Annotated in this window: 26 protein-coding genes and 1 tRNA gene; 12 read left to right on the top strand and 15 right to left on the bottom strand. The window is 71.3% G+C overall.

Annotated features, from left to right (window positions below; translation table 11 throughout):
• Window positions 1–70: 70 nt before the first annotated feature.
• Window positions 71–1,429 carry a glycoside hydrolase family 16 protein gene (locus AW273_RS01750; RefSeq protein WP_062344498.1) on the top strand — a complete coding sequence of 453 codons (1,359 nt, stop codon included), beginning with the start codon at window positions 71–73 and terminating at the stop codon, window positions 1,427–1,429.
• On the opposite strand, the gene AW273_RS01745 is transcribed toward AW273_RS01750, so the two are convergent.
• The 3 genes from AW273_RS01745 to AW273_RS01735 are packed head-to-tail and all read right to left on the bottom strand — an operon-like array spanning window position 1,408 to window position 2,975.
• On the bottom strand, window positions 1,408–1,974 hold the full coding sequence (locus AW273_RS01745) for a DinB family protein (protein WP_062344496.1): 567 nt from the start codon (window positions 1,972–1,974) through the stop codon (window positions 1,408–1,410). The genes AW273_RS01750 and AW273_RS01745 overlap by 22 nt on opposite strands.
• Before the next feature lie 10 nt (window positions 1,975–1,984).
• Window positions 1,985–2,551 (bottom strand): hypothetical protein, encoded by a 567-nt coding sequence (locus AW273_RS01740; protein WP_062344493.1) that lies wholly within the window; start codon window positions 2,549–2,551, stop codon window positions 1,985–1,987.
• Between the two features lie 16 nt (window positions 2,552–2,567).
• Window positions 2,568–2,975, bottom strand: a complete 408-nt coding sequence (locus AW273_RS01735; protein WP_198167962.1) for a response regulator transcription factor — start codon at window positions 2,973–2,975, stop codon at window positions 2,568–2,570.
• Between the two features lie 122 nt (window positions 2,976–3,097).
• Between AW273_RS01735 and AW273_RS01730 the strand changes: the two genes are divergently transcribed.
• Window positions 3,098–3,169 (top strand) — tRNA-Arg (locus AW273_RS01730).
• A 59-nt stretch (window positions 3,170–3,228) separates the two neighbouring features.
• Here the strand turns inward: AW273_RS01730 and AW273_RS01725 are convergent.
• Entirely contained in the window at window positions 3,229–4,065 is an 837-nt protein-coding gene (locus AW273_RS01725) for a helix-turn-helix domain-containing protein (protein WP_062344489.1), read from the bottom strand.
• 86 nt (window positions 4,066–4,151) lie between these two features.
• Between AW273_RS01725 and AW273_RS01720 the strand changes: the two genes are divergently transcribed.
• The 7 genes from AW273_RS01720 (at window position 4,152) to AW273_RS01690 (ending at window position 10,531) form a co-directional block, all read left to right on the top strand.
• Entirely contained in the window at window positions 4,152–4,679 is a 528-nt protein-coding gene (locus tag AW273_RS01720; RefSeq protein WP_157555520.1) for an MmyB family transcriptional regulator, read from the top strand.
• A 21-nt stretch (window positions 4,680–4,700) separates the two neighbouring features.
• Window positions 4,701–5,774, top strand: a complete 1,074-nt coding sequence (locus AW273_RS01715) for a sensor histidine kinase (protein ID WP_062344487.1) — start codon at window positions 4,701–4,703, stop codon at window positions 5,772–5,774.
• A 20-nt stretch (window positions 5,775–5,794) separates the two neighbouring features.
• On the top strand, window positions 5,795–6,634 hold the full coding sequence (locus AW273_RS01710) for a helix-turn-helix domain-containing protein (RefSeq protein WP_062344486.1): 840 nt from the start codon (window positions 5,795–5,797) through the stop codon (window positions 6,632–6,634).
• Between the two features lie 259 nt (window positions 6,635–6,893).
• Window positions 6,894–8,078 carry a type III PLP-dependent enzyme gene (locus AW273_RS01705; protein ID WP_062344485.1) on the top strand — a complete coding sequence of 395 codons (1,185 nt, stop codon included), beginning with the start codon at window positions 6,894–6,896 and terminating at the stop codon, window positions 8,076–8,078.
• Window positions 8,075–8,455, top strand: coding sequence for an adenosylmethionine decarboxylase (gene speD, locus AW273_RS01700; protein WP_062344484.1), 381 nt, complete (start codon window positions 8,075–8,077; stop codon window positions 8,453–8,455). Before AW273_RS01705 ends, speD begins: the two co-directional genes overlap by 4 nt.
• On the top strand, window positions 8,452–9,375 hold the full coding sequence (locus AW273_RS01695) for a spermidine synthase (RefSeq protein ID WP_062344483.1): 924 nt from the start codon (window positions 8,452–8,454) through the stop codon (window positions 9,373–9,375). The genes speD and AW273_RS01695 overlap by 4 nt, the downstream gene beginning before the upstream one ends.
• A 133-nt stretch (window positions 9,376–9,508) precedes the next feature.
• Entirely contained in the window at window positions 9,509–10,531 is a 1,023-nt protein-coding gene (locus tag AW273_RS01690; protein WP_198167961.1) for a M24 family metallopeptidase, read from the top strand.
• Here the strand turns inward: AW273_RS01690 and AW273_RS01685 are convergent.
• Complete coding sequence (locus AW273_RS01685) at window positions 10,528–11,091, bottom strand: 1,2-dihydroxy-3-keto-5-methylthiopentene dioxygenase (RefSeq protein ID WP_062344482.1); 564 nt, start codon at window positions 11,089–11,091, stop codon at window positions 10,528–10,530. The two genes, AW273_RS01690 and AW273_RS01685, sit on opposite strands and share 4 nt — an antisense overlap.
• An 84-nt stretch (window positions 11,092–11,175) precedes the next feature.
• Here AW273_RS01685 and AW273_RS01680 point away from each other — a divergent pair, with 84 nt between their 5' ends.
• From AW273_RS01680 to mtnK, 3 genes are read left to right on the top strand one after another with little or no spacing between them, the layout of a single operon-like run.
• A complete protein-coding gene (locus AW273_RS01680) occupies window positions 11,176–12,267 on the top strand; it encodes a substrate-binding domain-containing protein (RefSeq protein ID WP_157555519.1) in 1,092 nt (363 codons plus the stop codon).
• Window positions 12,264–13,238: an ABC transporter permease gene (locus AW273_RS01675; protein ID WP_062344481.1), complete on the top strand. Its 975-nt coding sequence runs from the start codon at window positions 12,264–12,266 to the stop codon at window positions 13,236–13,238. Before AW273_RS01680 ends, AW273_RS01675 begins: the two co-directional genes overlap by 4 nt.
• Entirely contained in the window at window positions 13,225–14,397 is a 1,173-nt protein-coding gene (gene mtnK / locus AW273_RS01670; RefSeq protein WP_062344479.1) for an S-methyl-5-thioribose kinase, read from the top strand. Before AW273_RS01675 ends, mtnK begins: the two co-directional genes overlap by 14 nt.
• Here the strand turns inward: mtnK and mtnB are convergent.
• The 10 genes from mtnB to AW273_RS01620 form a co-directional block, all read right to left on the bottom strand.
• Window positions 14,387–14,998 carry a methylthioribulose 1-phosphate dehydratase gene (gene mtnB, locus AW273_RS01665; RefSeq protein WP_062344476.1) on the bottom strand — a complete coding sequence of 204 codons (612 nt, stop codon included), beginning with the start codon at window positions 14,996–14,998 and terminating at the stop codon, window positions 14,387–14,389. The two genes, mtnK and mtnB, sit on opposite strands and share 11 nt — an antisense overlap.
• The gene (gene mtnC, locus AW273_RS01660; protein ID WP_062344474.1) at window positions 14,995–15,654 is read right to left on the bottom strand and encodes an acireductone synthase; all 660 of its coding nucleotides are present in this window, start codon (window positions 15,652–15,654) and stop codon (window positions 14,995–14,997) included. Before mtnC ends, mtnB begins: the two co-directional genes overlap by 4 nt.
• A complete protein-coding gene (locus AW273_RS01655) occupies window positions 15,651–16,601 on the bottom strand; it encodes a nucleoside hydrolase (RefSeq protein WP_062344472.1) in 951 nt (316 codons plus the stop codon). The genes mtnC and AW273_RS01655 overlap by 4 nt, the downstream gene beginning before the upstream one ends.
• Window positions 16,598–17,590, bottom strand: a complete 993-nt coding sequence (locus AW273_RS01650) for a s-methyl-5-thioribose-1-phosphate isomerase (RefSeq protein WP_062344470.1) — start codon at window positions 17,588–17,590, stop codon at window positions 16,598–16,600. Before AW273_RS01650 ends, AW273_RS01655 begins: the two co-directional genes overlap by 4 nt.
• Window positions 17,577–18,470: an ABC transporter permease gene (locus AW273_RS01645; protein ID WP_062344468.1), complete on the bottom strand. Its 894-nt coding sequence runs from the start codon at window positions 18,468–18,470 to the stop codon at window positions 17,577–17,579. Before AW273_RS01645 ends, AW273_RS01650 begins: the two co-directional genes overlap by 14 nt.
• On the bottom strand, window positions 18,467–19,195 hold the full coding sequence (locus AW273_RS01640) for an ABC transporter permease subunit (protein ID WP_062344466.1): 729 nt from the start codon (window positions 19,193–19,195) through the stop codon (window positions 18,467–18,469). Before AW273_RS01640 ends, AW273_RS01645 begins: the two co-directional genes overlap by 4 nt.
• Before the next feature lie 360 nt (window positions 19,196–19,555).
• On the bottom strand, window positions 19,556–21,013 hold the full coding sequence (locus tag AW273_RS01635; RefSeq protein ID WP_198167960.1) for an ABC transporter ATP-binding protein: 1,458 nt from the start codon (window positions 21,011–21,013) through the stop codon (window positions 19,556–19,558).
• A gap of 23 nt (window positions 21,014–21,036) precedes the next feature.
• Window positions 21,037–22,065, bottom strand: coding sequence for a BMP family ABC transporter substrate-binding protein (locus AW273_RS01630; RefSeq protein ID WP_062344463.1), 1,029 nt, complete (start codon window positions 22,063–22,065; stop codon window positions 21,037–21,039).
• A gap of 79 nt (window positions 22,066–22,144) precedes the next feature.
• The gene (locus AW273_RS37735) at window positions 22,145–23,593 is read right to left on the bottom strand and encodes a serine/threonine-protein kinase (RefSeq protein WP_062344461.1); all 1,449 of its coding nucleotides are present in this window, start codon (window positions 23,591–23,593) and stop codon (window positions 22,145–22,147) included.
• Window positions 23,594–23,608: 15 nt separating this feature from the next.
• On the bottom strand, window positions 23,609–24,265 hold the full coding sequence (locus tag AW273_RS01620) for a TetR/AcrR family transcriptional regulator C-terminal domain-containing protein (protein WP_198167959.1): 657 nt from the start codon (window positions 24,263–24,265) through the stop codon (window positions 23,609–23,611).
• Window positions 24,266–24,279: the final 14 nt, after the last annotated feature.

Raw genomic sequence — 24,279 nt, 5'->3', positions numbered from 1 at the left:
CCTTGACGACGCGTGAAGCCGGAGGCACAGTAACGGCCATCTGCGACTTCCCACGTCCCGAAAGGTTCCGATGGCAACCTTACGAGTCGGTAAACGCTCTCTGATCGGGTGGATCGCCGCGCTGATGACCCCGGTCCTGTGCATCGGCGTCGCCAACGCCGCCGTCCCCGCGACCCCCTCGGGCTGGACCCTCGTCTGGTCCGACGACTTCAACGGCTCGGCGGGCACCCTGCCCTCGTCGACCAACTGGATCATCGACACCGGCCATGGCTACCCGGGCGGCCCCGCCAACTGGGGCACCGGAGAGATCCAGAACTACACCTCCAGCACGAGCAACCTCAGCCTCGACGGCAGCGGCAACCTGCGCATCACCCCGATCGGCAGCGGCCAGAACTGGACCTCGGCCCGCATCGAGAGCCGCCGGGCCGACTTCAAGCCCGCCGCCGGGCGGATCCTGCGCATCGAGGGCCGCATCCAGATGCCCAACGTGACCGGCGACGCGGCCCTCGGCTACTGGCCCGCGTTCTGGGCCCTCGGCTCCCCCTACCGGGGCAACTACTGGAACTGGCCCGGCATCGGCGAGTTCGACATCATGGAGAACGTCAACGGCATCAACCAGGTCTGGGGCGTGCTGCACTGCGGCGTCACCCCCGGCGGCAACTGCAACGAGACCAACGGCCTCGGCGCCGCCAGAGCCTGTCCCGGATCGTCCTGCCAGTCGGCCTTCCACACCTACCGCTTCGAGTGGGACCGCTCGATCACCCCGAACCAGTTCCGCTGGTACGTCGACGGCGTCAACTACCACACCCTCAGCCAGAACCAGTTCGACGCCACGACCTGGAACAACATGACCAGCCACGCGGGCTACTTCCTGCTGCTCAACGTGGCCATGGGCGGCGGCTTCCCCAACGGCGTGGCCGGCTTCGGCACCCCGACCGCCGCCACCGTCAGCGGCCGGCCCATGGTCGTCGACTACGTCGCCGTCTGGCAGAGCGGCACCGGCACGACCCCGCCCCCGTCATCGCCGCCCCCGACCGGCGGCGTGATCCAGGCCGAGTCGTACACCGCCCAGCAGGGCACCCAACTGGAGACCACGACCGACGCGGGCGGCGGCCAGAACGTCGCCTACATCTCCAACGGCGACTGGCTGCGCTACTCGGTCAACTTCACCGGCGAGACCCAGTTCAACGCGCGCGTCGCCTCCGGCGCGGCCGGCGGGGTCAGCGGCCTCGTCCAGGTCAGGCTCGGCAGCCCCACCGGCACCCTGATCGGCCAGATGTCGGTCGCCAACACCGGGGGCTGGCAGTCGTGGCGGACCGTCCCCGCCAACATCTCGCCCGTCACCGGCACCCAGACCGTCTACATCACCTTCAGCAGCGGTCAACCGGCCGACTTCGTCAACCTCAACTACTTCAGCTTCTCGCGGTAGAGGTCGCGCAGCAGCGCGATCTCGGCCGCGTGGTGGACGAACTCCCGGTTCAGCCACCACACGATCCCGATGAACGGCACCGTGGGGTCCAGCCCGGCAGGGAACTGGCTGAACCCCACGGTGTCGAGTTGCCCCTCGGTCAGCCCGTCGACGTCCTCCGCCCACCGCCCGACGCTCTCGAACAGCCGCTTCTGTGCGTCGTCGGCCGTGTGGGGGATCTCCAGGTCGTCGAAGAGCATGCGCCGGTTGCCGAACGTCCAGTCCCACCGCATCTCGAAGCAGGCCAGCAGATGCGTCATCCGCCAGGCGATGGTGGTGACCGGCGGCGGAATGGGCTCGTCGGGGCTGAAGTCGGCGATCCAGTCGCCCTTGCCGTAGACGTCCACGTCGCCGTCGAGCCGCCGCCGGACCGTCCAGGAATCACCCGGCGCGGGCTCCCAGAAGTACTCGTCGTCGGTCAGGCCCTGAAGGCGGTCCCGGGTGAAGGTGACAGAGGTCTCCAACTGGTCGAGCAGCAGGCCGACCCGGTCGGTGCGCAGTTCCATGCCCGGGGCACTACCCCCGGACCGTCCACTCATGAGCGTCGAGGAACGACCGGTCGCCCACCAGATAGAGCAGCACCATCCGCCGGACCTGCTCCTTGTCGGGCGTGACCGTCGACCGGATGACGCCGTCCTCCTTGAAGTCGACCTCGTAGCCGGGGGAGACCTGGATGAAATGGGCGCCGTAGACGACCAGCGCCATGAACGGGTTCTCGGCCGACAGGGTCTCCAGCACGTCGTTGACCAGGTTCAGATCGGGATCGTGGACGACGACGCCGTCACCGGTGTGCAACTGCACTTCCCGGTACGCGCCCAGGGGCTCCCGGTTGTGGATCAGGTGGCGCCGGGCGTCGTAACAGACGAGCCCGTGCTCGCGGGCGAACGCGAAGGCGGCGTTCCCCACCTCGTCGACCGCCTCGTCGGGGGCCGACACGAGAGCGCCGTCGACGGTGGCGCCGGGCAGGGCGGCGGCCAGGGCCGCACTGATCTCCGGGGACAACTCGGCCTTGCGGTAGCGGTCCCGGGCCTCCTCCTTGGAGATCGGTTCGGGTTCGTACCAGAGGGCCACTTCGAAGGTCATGGCACCGACGATAGGGCTAGATCTCGGGTGACCTGGTGCCGCTCTTCGCCGCCAGGGCCAGGTCTCTGACGACCTGGATCAGCTCGGCCGGATCGAAGGGCTTGGTCAGGTAGGAGTCGACCCCGATGCCGAGCCCCCTGCGCTTGTCGTCCTCCTGGGCCCGCGCGGTGATCAGCACGACCTTGACGTGGGTGGTGCGCGGGTCGGTGCGCAGCTTGGTGGCCGTCTCCCAGCCGTCGAGCCGCGGCATCATGACGTCGAGGGTGATCACGTCGGGATCGACCTCCCTGACCCGGTCGAGGCAGTCCTGCCCGTCGAAGGCTGTATAGACATCGAAGCCCTCCAAGGTCAGATTGACCGCGATGAGCTGCCGGATGACCTCGTCGTCGTCGACGACCAGTACGCGCCCCAAAACCTCACCCACGGCCGCGAGGCTACCCGTGAGGGGCGGTCGGCGCGGGGTTTTCGGGGGATGTGTGCCCGGGCGCGTCGCATAACGGTGTGCGAAGAGGGTGTGGAGTGCTGGTAACCTAGGCTTGTTCCTGAGCCCCCTTAGCTCAGGGGATAGAGCACCGGCCTCCGGAGCCGGGAGCGCAAGTTCGAATCTTGCAGGGGGCACCGAAACACCGTTTCCACGAACCCCCGCGACCCCACGGTCGTGGGGGTTTTCTCGTTCCTCAGGTCACGTCCCGGCACAACGCGTCGAGCGCCTCGGCCGACTGCCGGTCGTGGCCGGCCTGGAAGGTGATCAGGTGCTGCCCGGGTGAGCCGGTGAGCGACAACACCTCGCAGTTGACCGTCAGTTCCCCGACCAGCGGGTGGCGGAAGTGCCGGGTGCCGCAGTGTTCGATCTGGACGTCGTAGCGGGCCCACGCGTCGCGGAACTCGGGGCTCTGGTCGCTCAGTTCGTCGATCAGCTCCGACACCCGGGGGTCGTGGAGGTTGCGGCCGACGCTGGCGCGGAAATGGGCCACCTTCGCCCGTGCGGCCGACTCCCAGTCGCAGTTGAAGTCGCGTATGGCGGGGTCGAGGAACATCGCGCGGAGCGAGTTGCCGCCGATCTCCGGCTTCCGGCCGAGGGCCCGCTCGTAGAAGGCGGTGGCCGCGCGGTTCAGGGCCACCACCTCCATGTACTGGTTGATCACGAAGGCGGGGGTGCGGGGCCAGCCGTCGATCAGCCGGATCAGGTGCGGGCTGACCTCGTCGGGGGCGCTTCCGGGCGCCGGGTCGGCCGGTGAGGGGCCCCGGGCCAGGGCGTACATGTGGGCGGCGGCGTCGGCGCCCAGGGTGAAGACCTCCGTCAGGGCGGCGATCACCTGGTCGGAGGGGTTGCGTTCGCGTCCCTGTTCGAGGCGGATGTAGTAGTCGGTGCTGACTCCGATCAGCATCGCGACCTCCTCCCGCCGCAGGCCGGGGGTGCGGCGGGATCCGGCGTCCGGCAGGTCGACTCGGGCGGGAGGGGTGATCTCGCGCCGGGCCCGGAGGAACTCGCCGAGCTTTCTGTCGGTTTCCATACAGGCACCTTATGTGCCTTATGTCTGGTTTGACTGGGTGTGGCACGGCCACCCTGGCTCTCCGGATCGGGCCTACGTTCGGTGGCATGAACAGCGGTTTCCCGGCTGATCCGGGTCTGCGGCGGCTCATGGACGACTGGCAGGGCGTGGCCGTCCTGCTCTGCGACCCGTTGATGAACGTGCGCGCGGCCAACGATCTCGGCACCGCGCTGCTGGGCGGGCTGCGCCATGCCGACAACCTGTTCCGGCTGGTCTTCCTCGACCCGGCGGCGACCGACTTCTTCACCGAGTGGACGCACATCGCCGCCGCCGCGATCGACGTCCTGCACGCCATCGTGGCCGAGGGGCGGCCGCCGGGCCTCGACGACCTGCTCGGCGAACTCGGGCGGAGCGGGGACTTCCGGCGCATCTGGGCCGGGCACGACCTGTCGTCGGACGCCCGCAGGGTCAAGCGCCTGCGCCACCCCGTGGTCGGCGAACTCACGCTGTTCTGTGACGTCCTCGACGTCGTGCGCCTGCCCGGCCACCACGTCCTCGCCCTTCAGGCCGAGCCCGGAAGCCCTTCCGAGCACGCGCTCGGTCTCCTCGGAAGCCTGGCCGTGACGGCCAGTTGAACGAACGACCGGAGGTCAAACGTGACCATCGTCCATCCGTCCCGATCCATCCGTACGCGTTGCACCACGGCGACCCTGCTGCTGGTCCTGACCGTCCTGGCCGTCCTGATCACGCTGGACGCGATCGTCATGCCCCTCCGCCCCACTCTGGACGCCGAGGCCTCCGGGCTGCTCCTGATCGGCTCCGGCCTGGTGCTCGCCGCCGGCGCCGGGTTCGGGACCTGGTGGGCCGTCGGCCGGGTGCTGCGGCCCATCCATGCCATCCGCGGCGACATCGACAAGATCACCGCTGACGACCTGGGCCGGGGGTTGCCCGTCCCGCCGGGGGGCGACGAGTTCGCCGACCTGGTCAGGGCCGCCAACCTCACCTTCGCCCGCCTGGAGGAGGCGGTCGCCCGGCAGCGCGGGTTCGCCACCCTGGCCTCCCACGAGCTGCGCAACCCGCTCGCGGGCCTGCGCGCCGAGCTCGAAGACGCCATCGACCACCCCGAGGACACCGATCCGCGGCGCAGCCTGCACGCGGCCCTGGCCTCGGTCGACCGGCTGGAGACCATCCTCACCGACCTGCTCGCCCAGTCGCGCGTGGACGCCGCGGAGACCGCCGTCCCGCACGAGCTCGTCGACCTCGCCGGACTCCTCGTCGAGGAGACCGCCCGGGTGAACCGGAGCGGCCACGGCGTCCCGGTCAGGCTCTACGTCGAGGGCCACATGTGGATCTGCGGGTCGCGCATCCAGCTCATCCGCGCGCTGACCAACCTGCTGGGCAACGCCCGGCGGCACGCCGTCTCCTCGGTCCGGCTCAGCCTCACCACGGTCGGCGACCAGGCGGCCGTCGCCGTCACCGACGACGGTCCGGGCATCCCGCCCGCCGACCGTCAGCGTGTCTTCGAACGCTTCATCCGCCTGGACGACGCCCGCCGCCTGGACGCGGGCGGCACCGGCCTCGGCCTGGCCATCACCCGCGACATCGCCCACCGCCACGGCGGCAAGCTGACCTTGGAGGACTCCGTGGCCGGAGCCCGGTTCGTCATGTGGCTCCCGCTGTTCGGCACGGTCGCCGAGACCTGCGCGGACGGCTCTGCAATAGCCCACTAATTCGTACATATGGTGATGAAATGGACAATGGTAGCCACAATCTCCTCGGCGACTTCCTGCGCGCCCGGCGTGAGTCCACCAGTCCAGCCCAGGCGGGTTTCCTGCACGCCCCCTCGCGCCGCACACCGGGGCTGCGGCGCGAGGAGGTGGCGATGCTCGCCGGAGTGAGCAACTCCTACTACATCCGGCTGGAACAGGGCCGCGAGCGCAACCCCTCGGCCCAGGTGCTCAGCGCCCTGGCCCGGGTGCTGCGGCTGGATCCCGACGCCACCGAATACCTCTACTCGCTCGCCCACCCGTGGGCCAGGCCCCAGCCGGAGACCGGCGTCATGGACCAGGTCAGCCCGAGTCTGCTGCGCCTGGTCGACCTGTCGCGGCACGCGCCCGCGCTGGTGCTGGGCCGCCGCTTCGAGGTGCTGGCCCACAACCCCCTCCTTGAGGCCCTGTACGAGGGCATGACCAACATCGACCACTGCGTGCGGATGATCTACCTCAGCCCGGTCGCGGTCGACTTCTATCCCGACTGGGAGAAGGCCGCCCGCGCCAAGACGGCCCAGCTCCGCACCGCCGTGGCCGCCGATCCCGACGACCCCTACCTGTGCGGCCTGGTGGCCGAACTCACCGCCGAGAGCGCCGAGTTCCGCCGCATCTGGGCCCTGCACGAGGTGCAGGCGCGCGGCAACGAGATCAAGGAGCTGCGCCATCCCCGGCTGGGCGACCTCAGCCTCTCGTGGGAGGTGCTGTCGGTCAGCGGCACCGGCCAGAAGTTCGTCACCCTGGCCGCGGAGCCGGGCAGCCACTCCGAATGGGCGCTACGCCAACTCGCCGAGTCGGTGGGCGCTTCGGCGGCGCGGGGATAAAACCGCGATCTGTATAGAGAAGTCGTTCCGGTGTCAGCCGGTCGGTGTCGTGTCTGGCGCTCTGAGCAGGGGTTTCGTCACCTGGCCCGGCCGGCTTTCGCCGATAACGAAACGGTAACGACGATGCTTTGTAGAGATATCAACTAAACGTGTCAAGGTACTTGACTACTCTCGGGCCTGCCTGAATTGGTAGTAGTTCGGAATCGGAGAAAGTCCCGATGGAACCCCTGCACCCGTACTTCCGCCCAGAGTCGGTCCAATGAGCGCGTCACCCCAGTCGGAGCCGGCCATTCTCCGCGCACGCGCGTACGCCAGAACCCATCACCTGCCCAGTCCTTCTCTGCTCGTCGACCTGCCAACGGTCTCCGCGGCCTACCGCGCGTTGTCCACCGCGTTCCCCGGCGCCGGCATCCTCTACGCGGTCAAGGCCAACGCCGCGCCCGAAGTGATCTCCACCCTGTTCGACCTCGGTTCGGGGTTCGACGTCGCCAGCATCGGCGAGGTCGAGCGATGCCTGTCCCGCGGCGTGCCCGGCCGTTTCCTCAGCTACAGCAATCCGGTGAAGAAGGCCGCCGACATCGCCGCCGCCTACCGGCTCGGTGTGCGCACCTTCGCCTTCGACAACCCTCGCGACCTGGCCCACATCGCGAGATGGGCGCCCCGGTCGAACGTCTTCTGCCGCATCGCGGTCGACCCGCCCGACGCGGTGATGCCGTTCGGCGGCAAGTTCGGCTGCGACCCCGACGCCGCCGCGCAACTGCTCGCCGACGCGGCGGCGAACGGGCTCCGGCCGCTCGGCCTCACCTGGCACGTCGGGTCGCAGCAGTGCAACCCCGACGCGTGGGACGTCGGCATCGCGGCGGCGGCGAAGATCGCGCTGCAACTGGAGCCGGCGGGCGTCAGGCTGCCGATGATCAATCTCGGCGGGGGGCTGCCGATCTCGTACAACCCGAACCCCGCGTTCGGGAACCGGCCGCTGATCGAGGTGTTCGGCGAGGCGGTCAACTCCTCGGTGAACCGTCATTTCGGCAGCCGCAACCGGCCGCGCCTCCTCCTGGAGCCAGGCCGGGCGATGGTCGGGGCGGCCGGGATCATCCGCTCGGAGGTGGTGACCGTCAGGGAAGGGCGGGCCGCCGACCACCGGCGCTGGGTGTTCCTGGACGTCGGCCGCTACAACGGCCTGGTCGAGACCGAACGCGAGGCCATCGCCTACCGGCTGCGCACCCCCGGCGTGACCGGGCCCACCGGCCCCGTCGTGCTGGCCGGGCCGACCAGCGACGGCGACGACGTGATCTACCAGCGGGTCCAGTACGAACTCCCCCTCGCGCTGGCGCCCGGCGACGTGGTGGAGATCCTCGACGCCGGGGCCTACACCTCCAGCTACTCGTGCGCCGCCGTCAACGGGCTGCCCGCCCTCCCGACGTTCTGCGTGGAGGAGCGATGACCGTCGCGATCGGCGAGTTCGCCGGATGTCACGTGCTCGCCGAGCTCCGGGGGGTCGACGCCGGCCTCCTCGACGACCTCGCCCACCTGGAGGTCTCGCTCAAGCGGGCGCTGGCCGCGTCGGGGGCGACCATCCTGGAGATGAGCTCGCACCGGTTCGTCCCCCAGGGGGTCACCATCCTGGCGCTCCTGGCCGAGTCCCACGCGTCGCTGCACACCTACCCGGAGCACGCCGCCGTGTTCGTCGACGTGTTCACCTGTGGGGCGGCCGACCCGCGTACCGCGGTCGACCTGCTCACCCACGAGCTCCAGCCCGGCCAGGTCACCGTGCAGGTGATCCGCCGGGGCGACACGCCCTCGTCGGAGGTATCCGCATGATCACCATCAACGGCACCACCTGGGTCGCCGAGCCCATCGCCGACGGAATGGAACGCCTCTGGCGCGTCGACGAGGTCATCCACAGCGAGATCACCCCGTTCCAGACCCTCGACTTCGCCAAGACCGCCCACGGCATCACGCTCTTCGCCAACGGCGAGCGGCAGAGCAGCGAGCAGACCCAGGAGGTCTACCACGAGGCGCTGACCATCCCGCCGGTGCTTCTGGCCGACCGGGTGGACCGCTGCCTCGTCATCGGGTCGAGCGAGGGCGTCGCCTGCCAGATGCTCGTCGCCTGCGGCGCGACCCGCGTCGACCACGTCGACATCGACGAACAGGCCGTGAAGTTGTGCGCGAGCCGCCTGCCCTACGGCTACACGGAGCGGGAACTGGCCGCCGCCGAGGGCGACGAGGGTCCGATCCACGTCCACTACGAGGACGGCTACGCCTTCGTCGAGGCCGCCGTCGAGGCCGGCCGCACCTGGGACGTCATCATCGTCGACCTCCCCGACGAGACCGACGACGGCCAGGCCCAGCACGACCGCCTCTACAGCGCCACGTTCCTCAACCTCTGCGCCCAGGCCCTGGCCCCGGGCGGCGTCATCTCCACCCAGGCCGGCTGCCCGACCATGTGGCGGCAGACCACCCTGCGCCGCTCGTGGCACAACTTCATCGCGGCGTTCCCGACGGTCGTCTACTTCGGCTCGGCGGCCCACGAGTGGGCCTTCATCAGCGGCCGCCGCGACACCGTCGACCGCCCCCACGCCGTCATGGGCAAACGGCTCCGCACCCTGCCCTACCGGCCGGTCAGCATCGACGTGCGGACCCTGGACGCCGCCCTCGTGCCCCCGCTGGAGATCCGGGGAAAATACCCGAAGGCCTGGCGCCGCCGTCCTTTCGGGGGCCCGTCGCCCAGATCATGACCTGCACGCTGAACGGCGTCCGTGAGGTCCTCTGGCTACCGGAGAACTGAGCGGAGAAGGGCCCCGGGACGCTTCCGGGGCCCTTCGGTCATATCCTGCGGTCTCCGGCCCGGTGTTGTGATGGGGGTTCGCCATGTCCGATCACCTGCTCTTCTCCTACGGGACGCTGCGGCTCCCGCAGGTCCAGTCGGCCAGGTTCGGCCGCGAGCTGGACGGCCGTCCCGACGCCCTGCTCGGGTTCCGCCTGGAGACGGTGAAGATCACCGACGCCTCGGTCGTGGCCGACAGCGGCAGTGACGAGCACCCCGTGGCGGTCCCGTCGGACGACCCGCGAGACGCCGTCGAGGGCATGGTCTTCACGCTCACCCCCGACGACCTGGCCGCCGCCGACGCCTACGAGGTCGACGACTACCTCCGGGTCAAGGCCGGCCTGCGGTCGGGGGAGAAGGCGTGGGTGTACGTCGACGCCGCCACCGCCGAGCGGTTCCGGGCCGACCGGCTGCTGACGGCCCAGGCCAACGCGGTCACCCTGTTCGACGAGATCGTCAGGCGCGGGCTCATCGCCCCCGGCCGGACCGAGAAGGACGTCAGCGACGACATCCGCGACCTGGCCAACGAGATGTTCGGGACCACCCGCCACTGGCACAAGCGGATCGTCAGGTCGGGGCCGAACACCCTGCTGCCCTACCGCGAGAACCCGCCTGACCGGGCCGTCGAGGCCGACGACATCGTGTTCTGCGACTTCGGGCCGATCTTCGAGGAGTTCGAGGCCGACCTCGGGCGCACCTACGTCCTGGGCGACGACCCCGTGAAGCACCGGCTCGCCGCCGACCTGCCGGTCGTCTTCGAGGCCGGCCGGCGGTTCTTCGCGGCCGACTCCGAGATGACCGGCGCGCGGTTGTTCGCCGAGGTCGACCGGCTCGCCCGCGAGCGCGGCTGGGTCCTCGGGCACGTCCACGCCGGTCACCTCGTCGGGGAGTTCCCGCACGAGACGATCGACGCCGACGACATCGAGTCCTACATCGCCGAGGGCAACACGACCCCGATGCGCCGGGTCGACAGGGCCGGGCGGGTCGCCCACTGGATCCTGGAGGTCCACCTGGTCGACGCCGAACGCGGCTTCGGCGGCTTCTACGAGCAGTTGCTCGACCTCTAGCGGCCGGCCGCGATCGTGTCGTAGTCGGGGATGCGCGACGCGATGTCGTCGCCGGTGAAGTCGCCGATCCAGCCGTCGTCGTCGTGGAAGAAGCGGATCGCGGTGAAGTGCGGCTTCGTGCCCATGTCGAACCAGTGGGTGGTCTGCCTGGGCACGCTCAGCAGGTCGCCGGGCTCGCAGAAGACGGCGTGCACCTTGCCGTCGACGCGCAGGTAGAAGATGCCCGAGCCGGCCACGAAGAAGCGGACCTCGTCGTCGTCGTGGGTGTGCTCGTTGAGGAACTTGGCGCGGGCCGCGGCGGCGACGTCGGCGGGGGCGTCGGGGCCGAGCCGGGCCACGTCGACGAAGGTGTAGCCCTCTTCGGCGACGACGGCGGCGACCTGGTCGCGGTAGGCGGCGAGGACGTCGTCGGGGGTCGCGCCGTCGAGGCCGTCGACGATCTCCCAGTGGCGCAGGCGGACGCCGATCTCCTTCAGGCTCGTCGCGATCTCGGCCTGGTCTTCGGTCCGCAGGAGGGTCTCGGGGGCCGGGCCGTCGGTGTACACGGTGAGGTAGGTCATGGGCTTCGTCCCTAATCAGCGGCTATCTGGGTAAATCCTACTTGAAAAGTGGACAATACTCCCGGGCCTGCCTAGCATCCGAGTGTGATTCACGCACGACTTCTCGGCGCATCCCTTCTCCTGGGCGTCCTGGCGCTCGCGGGATGTTCCCAGGGAACCTCCACCACGACCACCTCCGCGCCCTCGTCCGCTCCGGCGGCGCCGGTCGCGTCTCCGGCCGCCTCCGTCCCGGCGAAGTTCGCCGCCGGGGGAGTGCGGGTCGCTCTCGTCCGCCAGCTCTCGTCCGGTGACTACTTCGAGCAGTGGCTAGCGGGGGCGCAGGCCGAGGCGCAGGCACTCAAGATCACGCTGGAGGTCTCCAGTGGCGACGGCAACAACGACAAGCAGGCGCTCAACCTGGAGCAGGCCGTCCAGCAGAAGGCCGACGCGATCATCGTCGACCACGGGTTCGCCGACACCGTCCAGCCCGCCATCAAGAAGGCCGCCGACGCCGGCGTCCCGCTGGTCGCCTTCGACGTCGACCCGGGCACGCCCAAGGCCGTCGCGCTGACCCAGGACGACCACAAGATCGCCGAGCTGGCCCTGGGCGCGCTCAAGACCGACACCGGGGGTACCGGCGAGGTCCTCTATGTGTACGTCTCGGGCTTCGCCCCCCTCGACCGGCGCAACGAGGTGTGGACGCAGTTCAAGAAGGACAACCCGGGCATCAAGGAGGTCGCCCAGATCGGCGTGGTCAACAACTCGACCGCGTCGGCCGTCGCCGACCAGGCCAAGGCCGCCCTCCAGGCCAACCCGGACGTGAAGGCGATCTTCGCGCCGTACGACGAGTTCGCCAAGGGCGCGGCCATCGCGGTCAAGGAGCTCGGACTCCAGGATCAGATCAAGATCTACGGCGCGGACATCTCCACCGCCGACATCGGCGTCATCACCGAGCCGAACAGCCCGTGGGTGGCGACCGCCACGACCGACCCCTCGAACGTCGGCCGGATCGCGGTCCGGGCCGCCGCGCTGCTGGTCGCCGGGGAGCAGGTCGGCGCCGAGCTGAAGATCCCGCCCGCGCTGGTCACCCAGAAGCAGCTCCGCGACGGCGGAATCGCCAACATCGAGCAGCTCACGAGCGCCGTGCCCGAACTGACCACGCCCGACGTCGCCCGGGTGCCCTGGGCCGCTTCGTGACCCGTCTGCTCTACCGGTACGGCCTGCTGGTCATCCTGGCCGCCCTGCTGGTCGTCTTCGCGGTGCTCCGGCCCGCCTTCGCCTCCTACGCCAACGCGCTGATCATCCTGCAGTCGGTGGCGATCGTCGGGGTGGTGGCGCTCGGGGTGACCGTGTCGATGACCACGGGCGGCTTCGACCTGTCCGCGGGCGCGGCGGTCGGCGCGGTCGTCATGGTGACCGCGCTGGCCATGGTCCGGTTCAACCTCACCGGCGGCACCGCGATCGTCGCCGGCCTGCTCACCGGGCTGCTGGTCGCGGGGGTGAACGCGCTGCTCACCGTGGTGGCGCGGATCCCCGACCTGGTGGCCACGCTGGGCACGATGTTCCTGTTCCAGGGCCTCGCCCTCATCCTCACCTCGGGCAGGTCGGTCGCGCCGGGCATGACCGTCGACGGCGCGCCCGCGCCTGGCCGCTACACCGAGGGCTTCGCCTGGATCGGGGCCGGCAAGGTCGGCTCGGTGCCGGTCCCGGTCATCGTGTTCGCGCTGGTCGCGGTGGTCGTCTACCTGTTCCTCGAACGCACCCGCTGGGGCGTCGCCCTCTACGCCATCGGCGGCAACGCCGAGGCGGCCCGCCTCGCCGGCATCCGGGTGGCCCGCTACCGGGCCCTCGCCTACGCCGTGTCGGGGATCTGCGCGGCCGTCGCCGGGATCATGTTGTCGGCCCGGCTGGGCCGGGGCGACGTGGGCGCGGGCGACCCCTACCTGCTCCAGTCGGTGGCGGCGGCGCTGATCGGTTACGCCGTCCTGGGCGCCAACCGGCCCAACACGGCCGGCACCGTCGTCGGCGCCGTCTTCATCGGCGTGGTGATCAACGGCATGACCATGCTGAACGCCCCCTACTACACCCAGACCTTCGTCCAGGGCGCCCTGCTGGCAGGGGCCCTCGTCGTGAGCTACACCCTCAGGAGTTCCGTTGAGCGCCTATGAGCTGCTGACCGTCGACAACGTGCCCGGCTACCTCGCGAGCCGCCCGGCGCTGGCGGCGTTCGCGAAGCCGGTCTCGGTGCGGGAGATCGGCGACGGCAACATGAACATCGTGTTCGCCGTGGCGGCCGAGGGCGGCCCCGGCGTGGTGCTCAAGCAGTCGATGCCCTACGTCCGGGTCGACCCGGCCTGGCCGGTCACGCCCGACCGCAACCGCATCGAGGCCGCCGTCCTGGCCGAACACGGCCGGGTGGCCCCCGGGCTCGTGCCCGCCCTGCTCGACGTCGACCATGACCGGCACGTCGTCGCCCTGGAGGACCTCTCGGACCACCGGGTCTGGCGCGGCCTGCTCAACGAGGGTGTGCGCACCGACGGGGTCGCCGCCGATCTCGGCCGGTACGTCGCCAGGGTCGCCTTCGGCACCTCGGTGTTCGGCCTGGGCAACCACCGGCACAAGGCCGCCCTGGCCGCCGCGGTCAACCCCGAGTTGTGCGAGATCACCGAGGACCTGGTCTTCACCGAGCCGTACATCGAGCACGAGCACAACAAGATCCTCCCCGCCACCGAGGCCGACGTGGCCGCCTACGTGGGCGACCCCGACGTGCGGACCGCGATCGGGCTGGCCAAGCTGGCGTTCATGACGCGCGCCGAGGCCCTGATCCACGGCGACCTGCACACCGGCTCGGTGCTGGTGAAGCCCGGTTCGACCCGGGCGTTCGACGTCGAGTTCGCCTTCTACGGGCCGGTCGGCTTCGACCTCGGCGCCCTGTGGGGCAACTACGTGCTCGCGGCGGCGCGTGGCTTCGTACGGGAACAGGACGAGCACGCCCGCTGGGTGCTCGGGCTGGCCGAGGAGACCTGGGCGGCCTTCGAGACCGAGTTCCGGGCCCTGTGGCCGCGGCGGGTGGACCCGCGGATCTACGGCGACGGCGTGCTGGAGGGTTATCTGGCCACCGTGCGCGGGGACGCCGCGGTGTTCGGCGCGGCCAAGGCGGCCCGGCGGATCATCGGGTTCGCCCGGGTCAGCGACATCGAGACGCTGCCCGAGGCCGAGCGGGCCGTCGCGATCAGGCGGTCGCTGCGCGCGGCGCGGCACCTGCTGACCGCCGAGCCCGGCCGGGACCTGTTCGACCGGGTCGGCGACCTGCTCGTCAGCGGATAGCGATCCGGTAGGCCAGCAGCCACTCCACGCACTCGGTGACGTGCCGGGCCCGGTGGAGGGTGGGCGCCCACGTGTAGAGACCGTGGTTGGCGACGATCACGGCCGGGGTCGCCGCGTCGTACCCGGCCTCGAACCGGTCGCCGAGCTCGGTCATGTCCTGGCTGTTCTCGATGACGGGGATGACGACCTCGTCGTCGTGGGCCAGGCGGCCGATGCCCTTGAGGGTCTCGACGTCCTTCAGGACCACGCCCTCCGGCCAGTGGTGGGCCGCCACCACGGCGTTCAGCGCGTGGACGTGCACGATCGCGTCGGCGCCGGTCACCGCCGCGACCCGCGCATGCAGGCCCGCCTCGGCCGACGGGGTCAGCGGTTCGACGCCCGCCACCGCGACCGGTTCGCCCCGCTCGCCGACCACGGCGACGTCAGACGGGGTGAGCTCGCCCTTGTCGAGACCGCTCGCGGTCACCGCGAGCCGCAGCGGATCGCGGGAGACCACCTCCGACAGGTTGCCGGAGGTGCCGCGCATCCAGCCGATCCCGGTGTACCGGGCGGCCTCCACGGCCAGCCGCCCCCCGGCGGCCAGCACGTCTTCCCTGTTCATGCGATCTCCTCAAAGCTCGTGACCACCCGGTGGGCACCGAAGTCGGCCCGCTCGCTCGGCTCGCCGGGCCGCCGCAAGCCGATCGCCTGCCATCCGGCCGCCGCCGCGGCGTCGAGTTCCGCCGGCACGTCCGACAGGAACAGCAGGTCGTCGGTCTCCAGCGTGGCGGCGATGCGTTCGTAGGAGGCGCTCTCGCGTTTGGGGCCCGCGTTGACCGTGTCGAAGTGGTGCTCGATCAGCACCGAAAGGTCGCCGTCGGGGCTGTGCCGGAACCACGGCCGCTGGCTGGAGACCGCGCCCGACGAGAAGACGGCCAGGCGCCTGCCCTGGGCGTGCCACCGGCGCAGCGCGGGCGCGACGTCGGGGAAGAAGTGGGAGGTGAGCGCGCCACTCGCGAACCCGGCCGCCCAGATCTGCCCCTGGAGGGTCTTCAGCGGGGTCGCCTTGACGTCGCCGTCCATCCAGCCGTGCAGGATGGCGACGGTCTCCTCGGTGGTCGCGCCGCCGGTCTCCTTGACGGCCTGGGCGACCTCGGGGTCGTCGCGGTGGGCGTCGATCCACGGGCCGAGGCGCGAGCGGGCGTAGGAGTAGAGGCCCACGTGCACCGACTCGGTCGAGCTCGTGGTGCCTTCGATGTCCAGCACGATCCAGCTCAACGGGTGAGCACCTCCACGAAGTCGGCGACGAAGCGGGCCGCGTCCACCTCGGTGACCACCTTGGTGGGCGGGGCGGCCTGGTAGGGGAAGGCCGGCGGCAGGCCGTCGTGGGTCCGCATCAGCCTGGCCCTGGCCAGGAAACCGTCGGTCCGTACGTTAACCGGCCCGTCGGCCGACGCGGTCGCGAACGTGGGATCGAGCAGGATCCCGGCGGCGAGGGGGTCGTGCAGCGGGATGATCCGCCGGCCCCACTCGTTCTGGTAGAAGTCCAGGTAGGCGTCGAGGATCTCGGTCGCGAAGCGGGCGACCGGGGTGCCGGCGGCCCGCAGGGCGTTGATGGCCACCTCGTCGAGGATCGTGGTGGCGGTGACGTTCACGCCGACCATGACGAGCTCGTTGCGGGGGGCCGAGAAGACCGCGCGGGCCGCCTCAGGGTCGTTGTTGATGTTCGCGTCGACCATGAGCAGGGTCCCGGGCGGGGCGTATGGGCCCGACCCGCCCATCAGCACGACCGACCGGTAGCGGGTGAACAGCTCCGGGTCGAGGCGCAGCGCCCGGCCGAGGTTGGTCAGCGGCCCGAGCGCCAGCAGGTCGAGCTCGCCCGGCTGCTCCCGGCCGAGGCGGACCAGCAGTTCGGCGGCGCTCTCCCCGCCGGTCTCGGGGAGCGGGCGGTCGTAGCCGACGTCGCCCAGGCCGTCCTTGCCGTGGACGTACCCGGCGATGTGGGCGGTGCCGGTGAGGGGTTCGGCCGCGCCCCGGGCGATCGGCACGTCGAGGCCGAGCAGGCGGGTGACGTAGGCGATGTTGCGGGCGGCGTCGGGTTCGACGCAGTTGCCGAACACCGAGGTGACCGCCACGATCTCGGCGTCGGGGCGGCCGGCCAGATAGAGCAGGGTGTGGGCGTCGTCGATGCCCGTGTCGGTGTCGACGACGATGCGCCTGGTCATTGAAGTGCCTCTTTTACGTTCTCCGGGCGGAAGGCGCCCTTTTCTGTGACGATCCGGGTGACCAGGTCAGGTGGTGTCGTGTCGAAGGCCGGATAGTGGCCGGTGACGCCGTGGGCGGCGGTCCTCACCCCGAGGACGTGCAGCACCTCGTCGGGGTCGCGGTGCTCGATCACCACGTCGGCCGGGGTGGGGGCCTGCGGGTCGGGGCGCTGGACCAGCGCGTGGAAGGGCAGGCCGAACCGGTTCGCGGCCAGGGCGACGCCGAGCGTGCCGACCTTGTTGACCACGTGGCCGTCGAGGGTGACGCGGTCGGCCGCGACCAGGACGACATCGGCGACGCCGTTGGCCAGGGCGGCGGCGGCCATGCCGTCGGTGATCAGCGTGGGTTCGTAACCCATCTCGACCAAGGTCGCCGCGGTGAGCCGCGCGCCCTGGAGGTAGGGGCGCGTCTCGGTGCAGACGAACTCCAGGTACTTGCCCTGTTCCTGGGCGGCCTGGACGGTCGCGATCAGGTAGTAGTCGGCCCAGCAGTGGGTGAGCACCGTCGAGCCGTCGGGCAGCAGGCCGGCGGCGTGCCGGCCCAGGGCGGCCGACCGGTCGCGGTAGGCCTGGTCATGGGCGGCGGCCGCCGCCTCGACCTGTTCGGCCAGGTCTCCCTCTTCGAGCTCCGCGAGGATCGCGGCGACGGCGTCGCGGATGTGGTTGTTGGTGGGACGGGTGGCGACGAGCCGGTCACCGGCCGCCCGCAGTTCCCTCATGGCCAGGTCGCGGGGCCGGTGCCGGACCGATCGGGCGGCCAGCACCATCGCGGCCGTGGTCGCGAACAGCGGGCCCGAACTCTGCGTGACCATGTCCTTGATCGCCTGGGCGACCTCGTCGCTGGTCGTGCAGCGCACCCACCTCCGCTCGAACGGGTAGACGCGCCGGTCGAGGATCTCCACCGCGTCGCCGGTCAGCCGGACCGAGTTCGCCAGTTCAGGCGTGTTCATACGACCTCCTCCGCCGCCGCGCCACGGCGGCGAGCACCAGCGCGGCCAGCGTGATCACATAGGGGGCGGCGTCGGCGGCCTGCTGCGGCAGGCCCGCGCCCTGGAGCCGGAACCCGAACGCCTCGGCCATGCCGAACAGCAGGCAGGCCAGCAGCAGCCGCCCGGGGTAGACGCCGCTGAGCATGACCGCCACCACGGCGATCCAGCCGCGGCCGGCGCTCATGCCCTCGCTGAACAGCGTCACGTTGCCGAGCGAGAGCTGCGCCCCGGCCAGCCCGCACAACGCGCCCGCGACCAGCGTCACGCCGTGCCGGTAACCGGAGACGCGCAGGCCGACGGCCCGGGCGGCGTCGAGATGCTGGCCGACCGCGCGCAGCCGCAGGCCCGACCGGGTGCGGGTCAGCCAGAGGGCCAGGACGACGACCAGCAGCAGGGCGACCGGCACGAGCGGCGACTGATCCCTCAGCACCGGGACGTCCAGGCCGAGTTCGCCCAGGTCAGGAAGGCCGGCCAGGTCGGGAGAGCTGTAGGTGCCGCCGCTGCCGAAGATCTGCCGCATCAGGAACGCGGTCAGCCCGAGCGCCAGCAGGTTGAGCCCGACGGCGACCACGATCGGGTCGGCCCGCAACGCCACCGACGGCCCCGACAGCAGCGCCGAGAACAACACCGTCGCGGCGACCGCGCCCGCGACGCCCGCCCACGCGCTGCCGGTCAGGTCGCTGACCACGACAGCGACGAACGCGCCCCACAACAACTGGCCTTCCAGCGCGATGTTGAACACGCCCGCGACCTGGCAGAGCAGGCCGCCGAGCGCGGCCAGCAGCACCGGCGCGGTGGCCGTGAGAACGCCGGCCAGGAACGACCACTCGAAGACGTTCACCTCGGCCTCCTCGTCCGGAGGGTCGCGAGGACCGCCACGATCACGATGATCAGCCCCTGCACGATCTGCGTGAGCTGGCTCGGCACCCCGGCCTCCCGTTCCATGCCCTGGCCGCCGACCTGGAGGAACGTCAGCAGTGCCACGGTGAGCGGCACGACGATCGGGCGGGCGCCGGCCAGCAGCACCGCCGCGACGGCGGTGAAGGTGTATCCGGGTGCGGTCAGCGCGCCGTCGACGAACCGGTGCGGCGGGCCCAGCACGATCAACGCGCCCGAGAGCCCGGCGAACGCGCCGCCGCCCGCCAGCGCGAGGGCGGCCACCCGGTCCACCCGGACGCCGCCGTAACGGGCGAACTCCCGGTTCTGGCCGGTGGCCCGGATCTCGTAGCCGAGGACGGTCCGGCCGTCGGCGTACAACCACAGGGTGGTGAGCACGGCGATCAGCGGCAGGCCGATCGTGAGGTAGCCGCTGCCGCCGAGGGCGGGCAGGTGGGCCGCCTCCGGCAGGGGCGGGGTCTGCGCGATGCCGGTGTTGGGTTCGGCCAGCGGGAAACGCACCAGGTAGGAGGCCAGGGAGACGGCCGGGGCGCTGATGAGCAGGGTGCTGACGATGGCGGGGAGGCCGAGGCGCGTGCTGAGCGGCGCGGCGACCACGGCCACCAGCCCGCCCGCGACCGCCCCCAGGAACAGCGGCAGCACGACGGCCGCTCCCGGGGGCAGCGGCACCAGCAGGCGACCGCCGCCGCCGTCACCCCGCCCATGGCGAGCTGGCCGTCGCCGCCGAGATTGAACTCGCCCGCGCGGAGCGGGAGGGCGAACGCGAGCGCCATGCCGAGCGTGGGCACGAACGCCGCGACCGTGTATTCGAGGTTGCCGTCGAGGACGGCCCCTCTGATCAGCGCCGGATAGGCCAGCGTGGGATCGACGCCGACCACCAGCATGACGAGGGTGGTCAGGAGGAGCGCTCCGGCCACCGCCACGACGGGTGCGGAGGCCACCACGCGGCGGGCGACGACGGGCGCGCTCACGCGAGCCCTCCGCTCCGGCACGCGGACCTCGTGCGGCTTCGCCGCTTCGCGAGTGGCGTCATCCGGTCGCTCCCGTCATCGCGCGGCCGAGTTCCTTCTCGGAGGCGTCGCCGGGGAACTCGGCGACGACGCGGCCCTCGTACAGGACCAGGATGCGGTCGGCGAGGTCGCGGAGCTCCGAGAGCTCGCTCGACTGGAGGAGGATGGCGGCGCCCTCGTCGCGGGCGGCGCGCAGGAGGTCGTGGACGCGTTCGCGCACCCCCACGTCCACGCCCTGGGTCGGCTCCTCGGCCACCACCACCTGCGACGGCCGGGTGAGCTCGCGGGCCAGCACCGTCTTCTGGGCGTTGCCGCCGGACAACGCGCCGACCGGGACGTCGACCGAGGCGGCGCTGATGGAGAAGCGATCGACCAGGTCCCGGGCGCGGGCCCGGACCTTGGCACGGGGCAGGGCCCATCGTGAGGCCAGGTCGCGCTGCGCGCCCATGAGGACGTTCTCGGCCACCGACATGGCGGGGGCGGTGGCCCGGCCGTGGCGGTCCTCGGGCACGTAGGCCACACGCGGGTCCCGGCCCGCGAGGACGGGGGTGCCGTCGAGGAACACGCCGTCCACCCGGCCGCGCAGGCCGGTCACGGAGTCGATGAGCTCGCGCTGGCCGCTGCCCGCGACCCCCGCGAGGCCGACGATCTCGCCAGGGCGCACTGCGAACGAGACCTCCGACAGGCGGGCCACGCCGTCGCCGTCGCGGACCGTCAGGTCGCGCACCTCCAGGAGCGGGTCGCCCTCCGGCGTGCGGGCGCGGCGCCGGGCGGGCGGGGTGAGCGACCGGCCGATCATGGCGTTGACCAGTTCGTCGGCGTCGGTCTCGGCCGTGGTGAACCGGCCGGTGACCCGGCCCTGGCGCAGCACGGTCACCCGGTCGCCGACGGCCAGGACCTCCGACAGCTTGTGGGTGACCAGCAGGATCGAGACGCCGGTCGCGGCGACCGTGCGGAGCACCTCGAAGAGGCGGTCGGTCTCGCCGGGGGTCAGCACCGCCGTCGGCTCGTCGAGGATGAGCACCTCGGCGTGGCGGTAGAGGGCGCGGAGGATCTCCACCCGCTGGCGCACCCCCACCGGCAGGCCGCCGACCAGGGCCGACGGGTCGGCGCGCAGGCCGTAGCGCTCGGAGAGGGCGGCCACCGCCTCGTTCGCGGCGGCGCGGTCGAGGCGGCCCCGCCGGACCGGCTCGGCGCCGATCACGATGTTCTCGGCCACGGTCAGGCCGGGGAACAGGCGGAAGCGCTGGTGGACCATGCCGAGGCCGTGGCGGATGGCGTCGGTGGGGGAGCGCAGGACGATCGGGTTCCCGTCGCGGCGGACCTCTCCGGCGTCGGGGCGGTGCAGGCCGTACAGGATCGACATCAGAGTGGACTTGCCGGCCCCGTTCTCCCCGACCACGGCGTGCACCTCGCCCCTGGCGACCGCCAGGTCGATGCCGTCGTTGGCGAGAACCGGGCCGAACCGCTTCGTCACTCCGACGAGTTCGGCGGCGTACATCAGCTCTGGAGCGGGTCCGCGACGGTGACCTTCCCGGCGACGATGTCGTCGCGGGCCTGCTTGACCTTCGCCACCACGTCGGGGCTGGCCGCGACCGTGCAGCCGGAGGAGGCCAGGTCGTAGTCCAGGGCGTTGACGCCCACGCCGCCCTCGGCCAGGCCGTAGACCTTCACGCCGCCGGTCTTGCCGCCGAAGATCTCCTTGATGGCGGCGTTCTCGGCGACGTCCACGTGCTTCAGGACGTTGTCGATGACGTTGCCGGGGCTCAGCGCGCACTGGTTGACGTCGACGCCGAACGCCTTGCCGCCGGACGCCGCGACCGCCTCGAACACGCCCGGGTTGCCGCCGGAGGCCGCCGCCGCGATGACGTCGACGCCGCGTCCGGTGAGGGTCTGGGCCTGCGACTTGGCCCTGGCCGGGTCGCTGAAGGGATTGCTGCCGCCGACGTAGAGCGGGGTGCCCTGGGCGCCGGGCTTGACCGAGGCGGCCCCGGCGAAGAACGGCTCGATCCAGCGGTGGATGAACGGGGTGTCGAGCGCGGCGACCACGCCGATCTGGCCGTTCTTGGAGAGCAGGCCCGCCTCGACGCCGGCCAGGTAGGCCGCCTCGTGCTCCTTGAACGACACGCACGCCAGGTTGGGCGCCTGGTCCTTGGCGCACGAGTCGACCTGGAGGAACTGCTGGCCGGGGTTGGCCTTGGGGACGGTGGCGAACACGTCGTCGAAGGAGAAGCTGATGCCCACGATCACGGTCGGCTTGGCCCGGACGGCCGCGTCGACGTTCTGCGCGATGGATGTGGGGTCCTTGCTCTCGTACAGCTTGAAGGAGGCGCCGAGCTCCTTGGCGGCGGCTTCGGCGCCCTTGACGCCGAGCTGGAGGAAGCTGTTGGTGCCGACCGGGTTGGGGGTGATCAGGATGATCGACTTGGCCGGCGGGGCCTCGGCGGTCTCGGCGGCGTCGGTTCCGCCGCACGCCGCGAGGCCGAGAAGGAGGAGGGCTGCGGTCGCGATGGCGGGGGTTGATTTCATGGTGTCCCGGTTCCGAGCTGCGTAGATGGTGCATGGAGAGCATATCTACACAATTCCTACCGGAACAACAGGGTATACCTCACCCCGCCTTGTGCAGGGAGGTCATGATCAACCGTGCGAACGCGTCGATGGTCGCGTATCCGGTCTTCGGGCCCGAGTAGTAGAGCCACATCTGCACGTTGGCCGTGCGGATCACGAGCCTCGTCTGGTTGTACGGCCCGGCGTCGCGGGTCCAGCCGATGCTCGCGTCCCCGATCCGCGCGCCGACCCGGAGCCTGGTCGCCGGGTCGCGTTTGGGTTCGTCCTCCTCGGTGGCGCGGCTGGTGTCGAAGGTGAGCCTCGCCGTGGTCTCGGAGTCGAGCTGGACCTTCTGGATCTGGAGGTACTCCCCGCCGGGGGTGATCCACTGGCAGGCGTCGTTCGTCATGAACTCCTGCTTGGCCGCCGTCCCGAGCAGTTTGCGGATCTGCGCCTGCGTGACCAGGGCACACGCCTCGGGGTTGCTCGTCAGCACGGCCTTCTGCCGTTCGGTGGCCGCCTGGGCCGTCGCCGCCGGTGGGGACGTCGTGGGCGTGGCCGGCGTTCCGGTGGCGGTGCCGGGCGAGTTCAGGTAGAGCACGCCCCCGCCGACGCCCACCACCAGCACGGCCAGCCCGACGGCCGCGAAGGCGGGCGCCCTGTTCTTCTTCGGCTTCGGCGGCGACGCGAGGGTCGGCCCGGTGCCCCCGGCGACGGCCTGGAGCCGGGCGGCGGCGTGCGCGGCCGGGACGCGGCGGGCGGCGTCCTTGTCGAGCATCGCCGCGAGCACCGGGCCCAGCGGTCCCGCGAGCCGCATCGGCGCCGGTTCGTGCATGAGCACGGCCGCCATCACGGCGGCCGGGTTGTCGCGGTGGAACGGCGCGACGCCCTCGACGGCCGCGAAGAGGGTCGCCGCGAGCGACCACAGGTCCGACGGAGGCCCGTCGGGCTCACCGCGCAGCCGTTCGGGCGCGATGTATCCCGGCGAACCCGACACCAGCCCCGTCTGGGTCAGGTTGACGTCGCCGGCGACGCTGGCGATGCCGAAGTCGGTCAGCAGCACCCGGCCCTCGTCGGTGACCATGACGTTGCCCGGCTTCACGTCGCGGTGCAGGATGCCCATCGAGTGGGCGGCGGAGAGCGCGTCGAGCACGGTGACGCCGATGGCGGCGACCCGCTGCGGCGGCAGCGGCCCCTCCTGCCGCACGAGCGCCTGCAACGACCGCCCCCGGACCAGCTCCATGATGATCCACGGCCGCCCGTCCTCCAGCACCACGTCGTGGACGGTCACGATCGAGGGGTGCGAGCGCAGCCGCGCCGCGGCCCGCGCCTCGCGGAGGGTGCGCTCCCGCATCTCGGCCAGCCGGGGTTCGTCGAGGTCGCGGGGCAGCAGGACCTCTTTGACGGCGACCTCCTGGCGCAGGAGCTCGTCGACGGCATGCCAGACGGCGCCCATGCCGCCCTGGCCGATGCGGGAGAGCAGCCGGTAACGGCCGGCCAGCAACGTCACGGCACAAACCGTACTTCATCCGGCCTGTCGCAGGCGTTCGAACCCGTCGAGCAGGAGATCGAGGGCGAACTCGAACTCGAACTGGTCGTCGCAGCCCGAGCCGACGACCGTCTTCTCGTCGTGGGCGACCCGCAACGCCATCTCCGCCAGCCACGGGAACGTGCCCGCCATCGCGTGCGCGGCCTTCTCCTGGGCGTCGGGGTCGGTCGGGGTGTCGTAGAACAACTCCTGGCTGAAGCCCAGGATCCGGCTGCCCAGCGCGTGGATCACGTGGTGGACGAGGTCGACGCCGAACCCGCCCGCCCGGAACACGCCGATGACCGAGTCCATGTACGCCATCACCGCCGGCGTCGGGACGCGCCGCGACTCGATGGCCCCGGCCGCCCACGGGTGCCGCAGCAGCGTCTGGCGCGCGGCCAGGATGCGGCCCCTGACGGCCGGTTTCCAGTCGCCCTCGCCCGCACCCGGCGTGGTGCCGAGGTCGATCTCCGAGACGACCGTGTCGATGATGCCGTCGAGCAACTCGTCCTTGTTGGCGACGTGCTTGTAGAGCGCCATCGGCACCACGCCGAGTTCGGTCGCGAGCCGGCGCATGCTCAGCCCGTCGAGCCCGGCCTCGTCGGCCAGGGCCACGGCGGCCTCCAGAACCCGTTCCCGGCTGAGTCGAGCCAATGTGTCGTCGCCTC

The sequence above is a fragment of the Herbidospora yilanensis genome, from assembly GCF_001570565.1.
Lineage (GTDB): Bacteria > Actinomycetota > Actinomycetes > Streptosporangiales > Streptosporangiaceae > Herbidospora > Herbidospora yilanensis.
Note: the sequence above shows the minus strand (reverse complement) of the source record. Positions and strands in the feature narration are given on the sequence as shown.

What these genes read in the sequence shown, in the direction of transcription:
- AW273_RS01685 (WP_062344482.1), bottom strand. Translation starts at nt 11,091, where the DNA reads ATGACCTACCTCACCGTGTACACCGACGGCCCGGCCCCCGAGACCCTC.
- AW273_RS01745 (WP_062344496.1), bottom strand. Translation starts at nt 1,974, where the DNA reads ATGGAACTGCGCACCGACCGGGTCGGCCTGCTGCTCGACCAGTTGGAG.
- AW273_RS01725 (WP_062344489.1), bottom strand. Translation starts at nt 4,065, where the DNA reads ATGGAAACCGACAGAAAGCTCGGCGAGTTCCTCCGGGCCCGGCGCGAG.
- AW273_RS01720 (WP_157555520.1), top strand. Translation starts at nt 4,152, where the DNA reads ATGAACAGCGGTTTCCCGGCTGATCCGGGTCTGCGGCGGCTCATGGAC.
- AW273_RS01630 (WP_062344463.1), bottom strand. Translation starts at nt 22,065, where the DNA reads ATGAAATCAACCCCCGCCATCGCGACCGCAGCCCTCCTCCTTCTCGGC.
- AW273_RS01690 (WP_198167961.1), top strand. Translation starts at nt 9,509, where the DNA reads ATGTCCGATCACCTGCTCTTCTCCTACGGGACGCTGCGGCTCCCGCAG.
- AW273_RS01740 (WP_062344493.1), bottom strand. Translation starts at nt 2,551, where the DNA reads ATGACCTTCGAAGTGGCCCTCTGGTACGAACCCGAACCGATCTCCAAG.
- AW273_RS01695 (WP_062344483.1), top strand. Translation starts at nt 8,452, where the DNA reads ATGATCACCATCAACGGCACCACCTGGGTCGCCGAGCCCATCGCCGAC.
- mtnB (WP_062344476.1), bottom strand. Translation starts at nt 14,998, where the DNA reads ATGAACAGGGAAGACGTGCTGGCCGCCGGGGGGCGGCTGGCCGTGGAG.
- AW273_RS01655 (WP_062344472.1), bottom strand. Translation starts at nt 16,601, where the DNA reads ATGACCAGGCGCATCGTCGTCGACACCGACACGGGCATCGACGACGCC.
- speD (WP_062344484.1), top strand. Translation starts at nt 8,075, where the DNA reads ATGACCGTCGCGATCGGCGAGTTCGCCGGATGTCACGTGCTCGCCGAG.
- AW273_RS01650 (WP_062344470.1), bottom strand. Translation starts at nt 17,590, where the DNA reads ATGAACACGCCTGAACTGGCGAACTCGGTCCGGCTGACCGGCGACGCG.
- AW273_RS01710 (WP_062344486.1), top strand. Translation starts at nt 5,795, where the DNA reads ATGGACAATGGTAGCCACAATCTCCTCGGCGACTTCCTGCGCGCCCGG.
- AW273_RS01750 (WP_062344498.1), top strand. Translation starts at nt 71, where the DNA reads ATGGCAACCTTACGAGTCGGTAAACGCTCTCTGATCGGGTGGATCGCC.
- AW273_RS01705 (WP_062344485.1), top strand. Translation starts at nt 6,894, where the DNA reads ATGAGCGCGTCACCCCAGTCGGAGCCGGCCATTCTCCGCGCACGCGCG.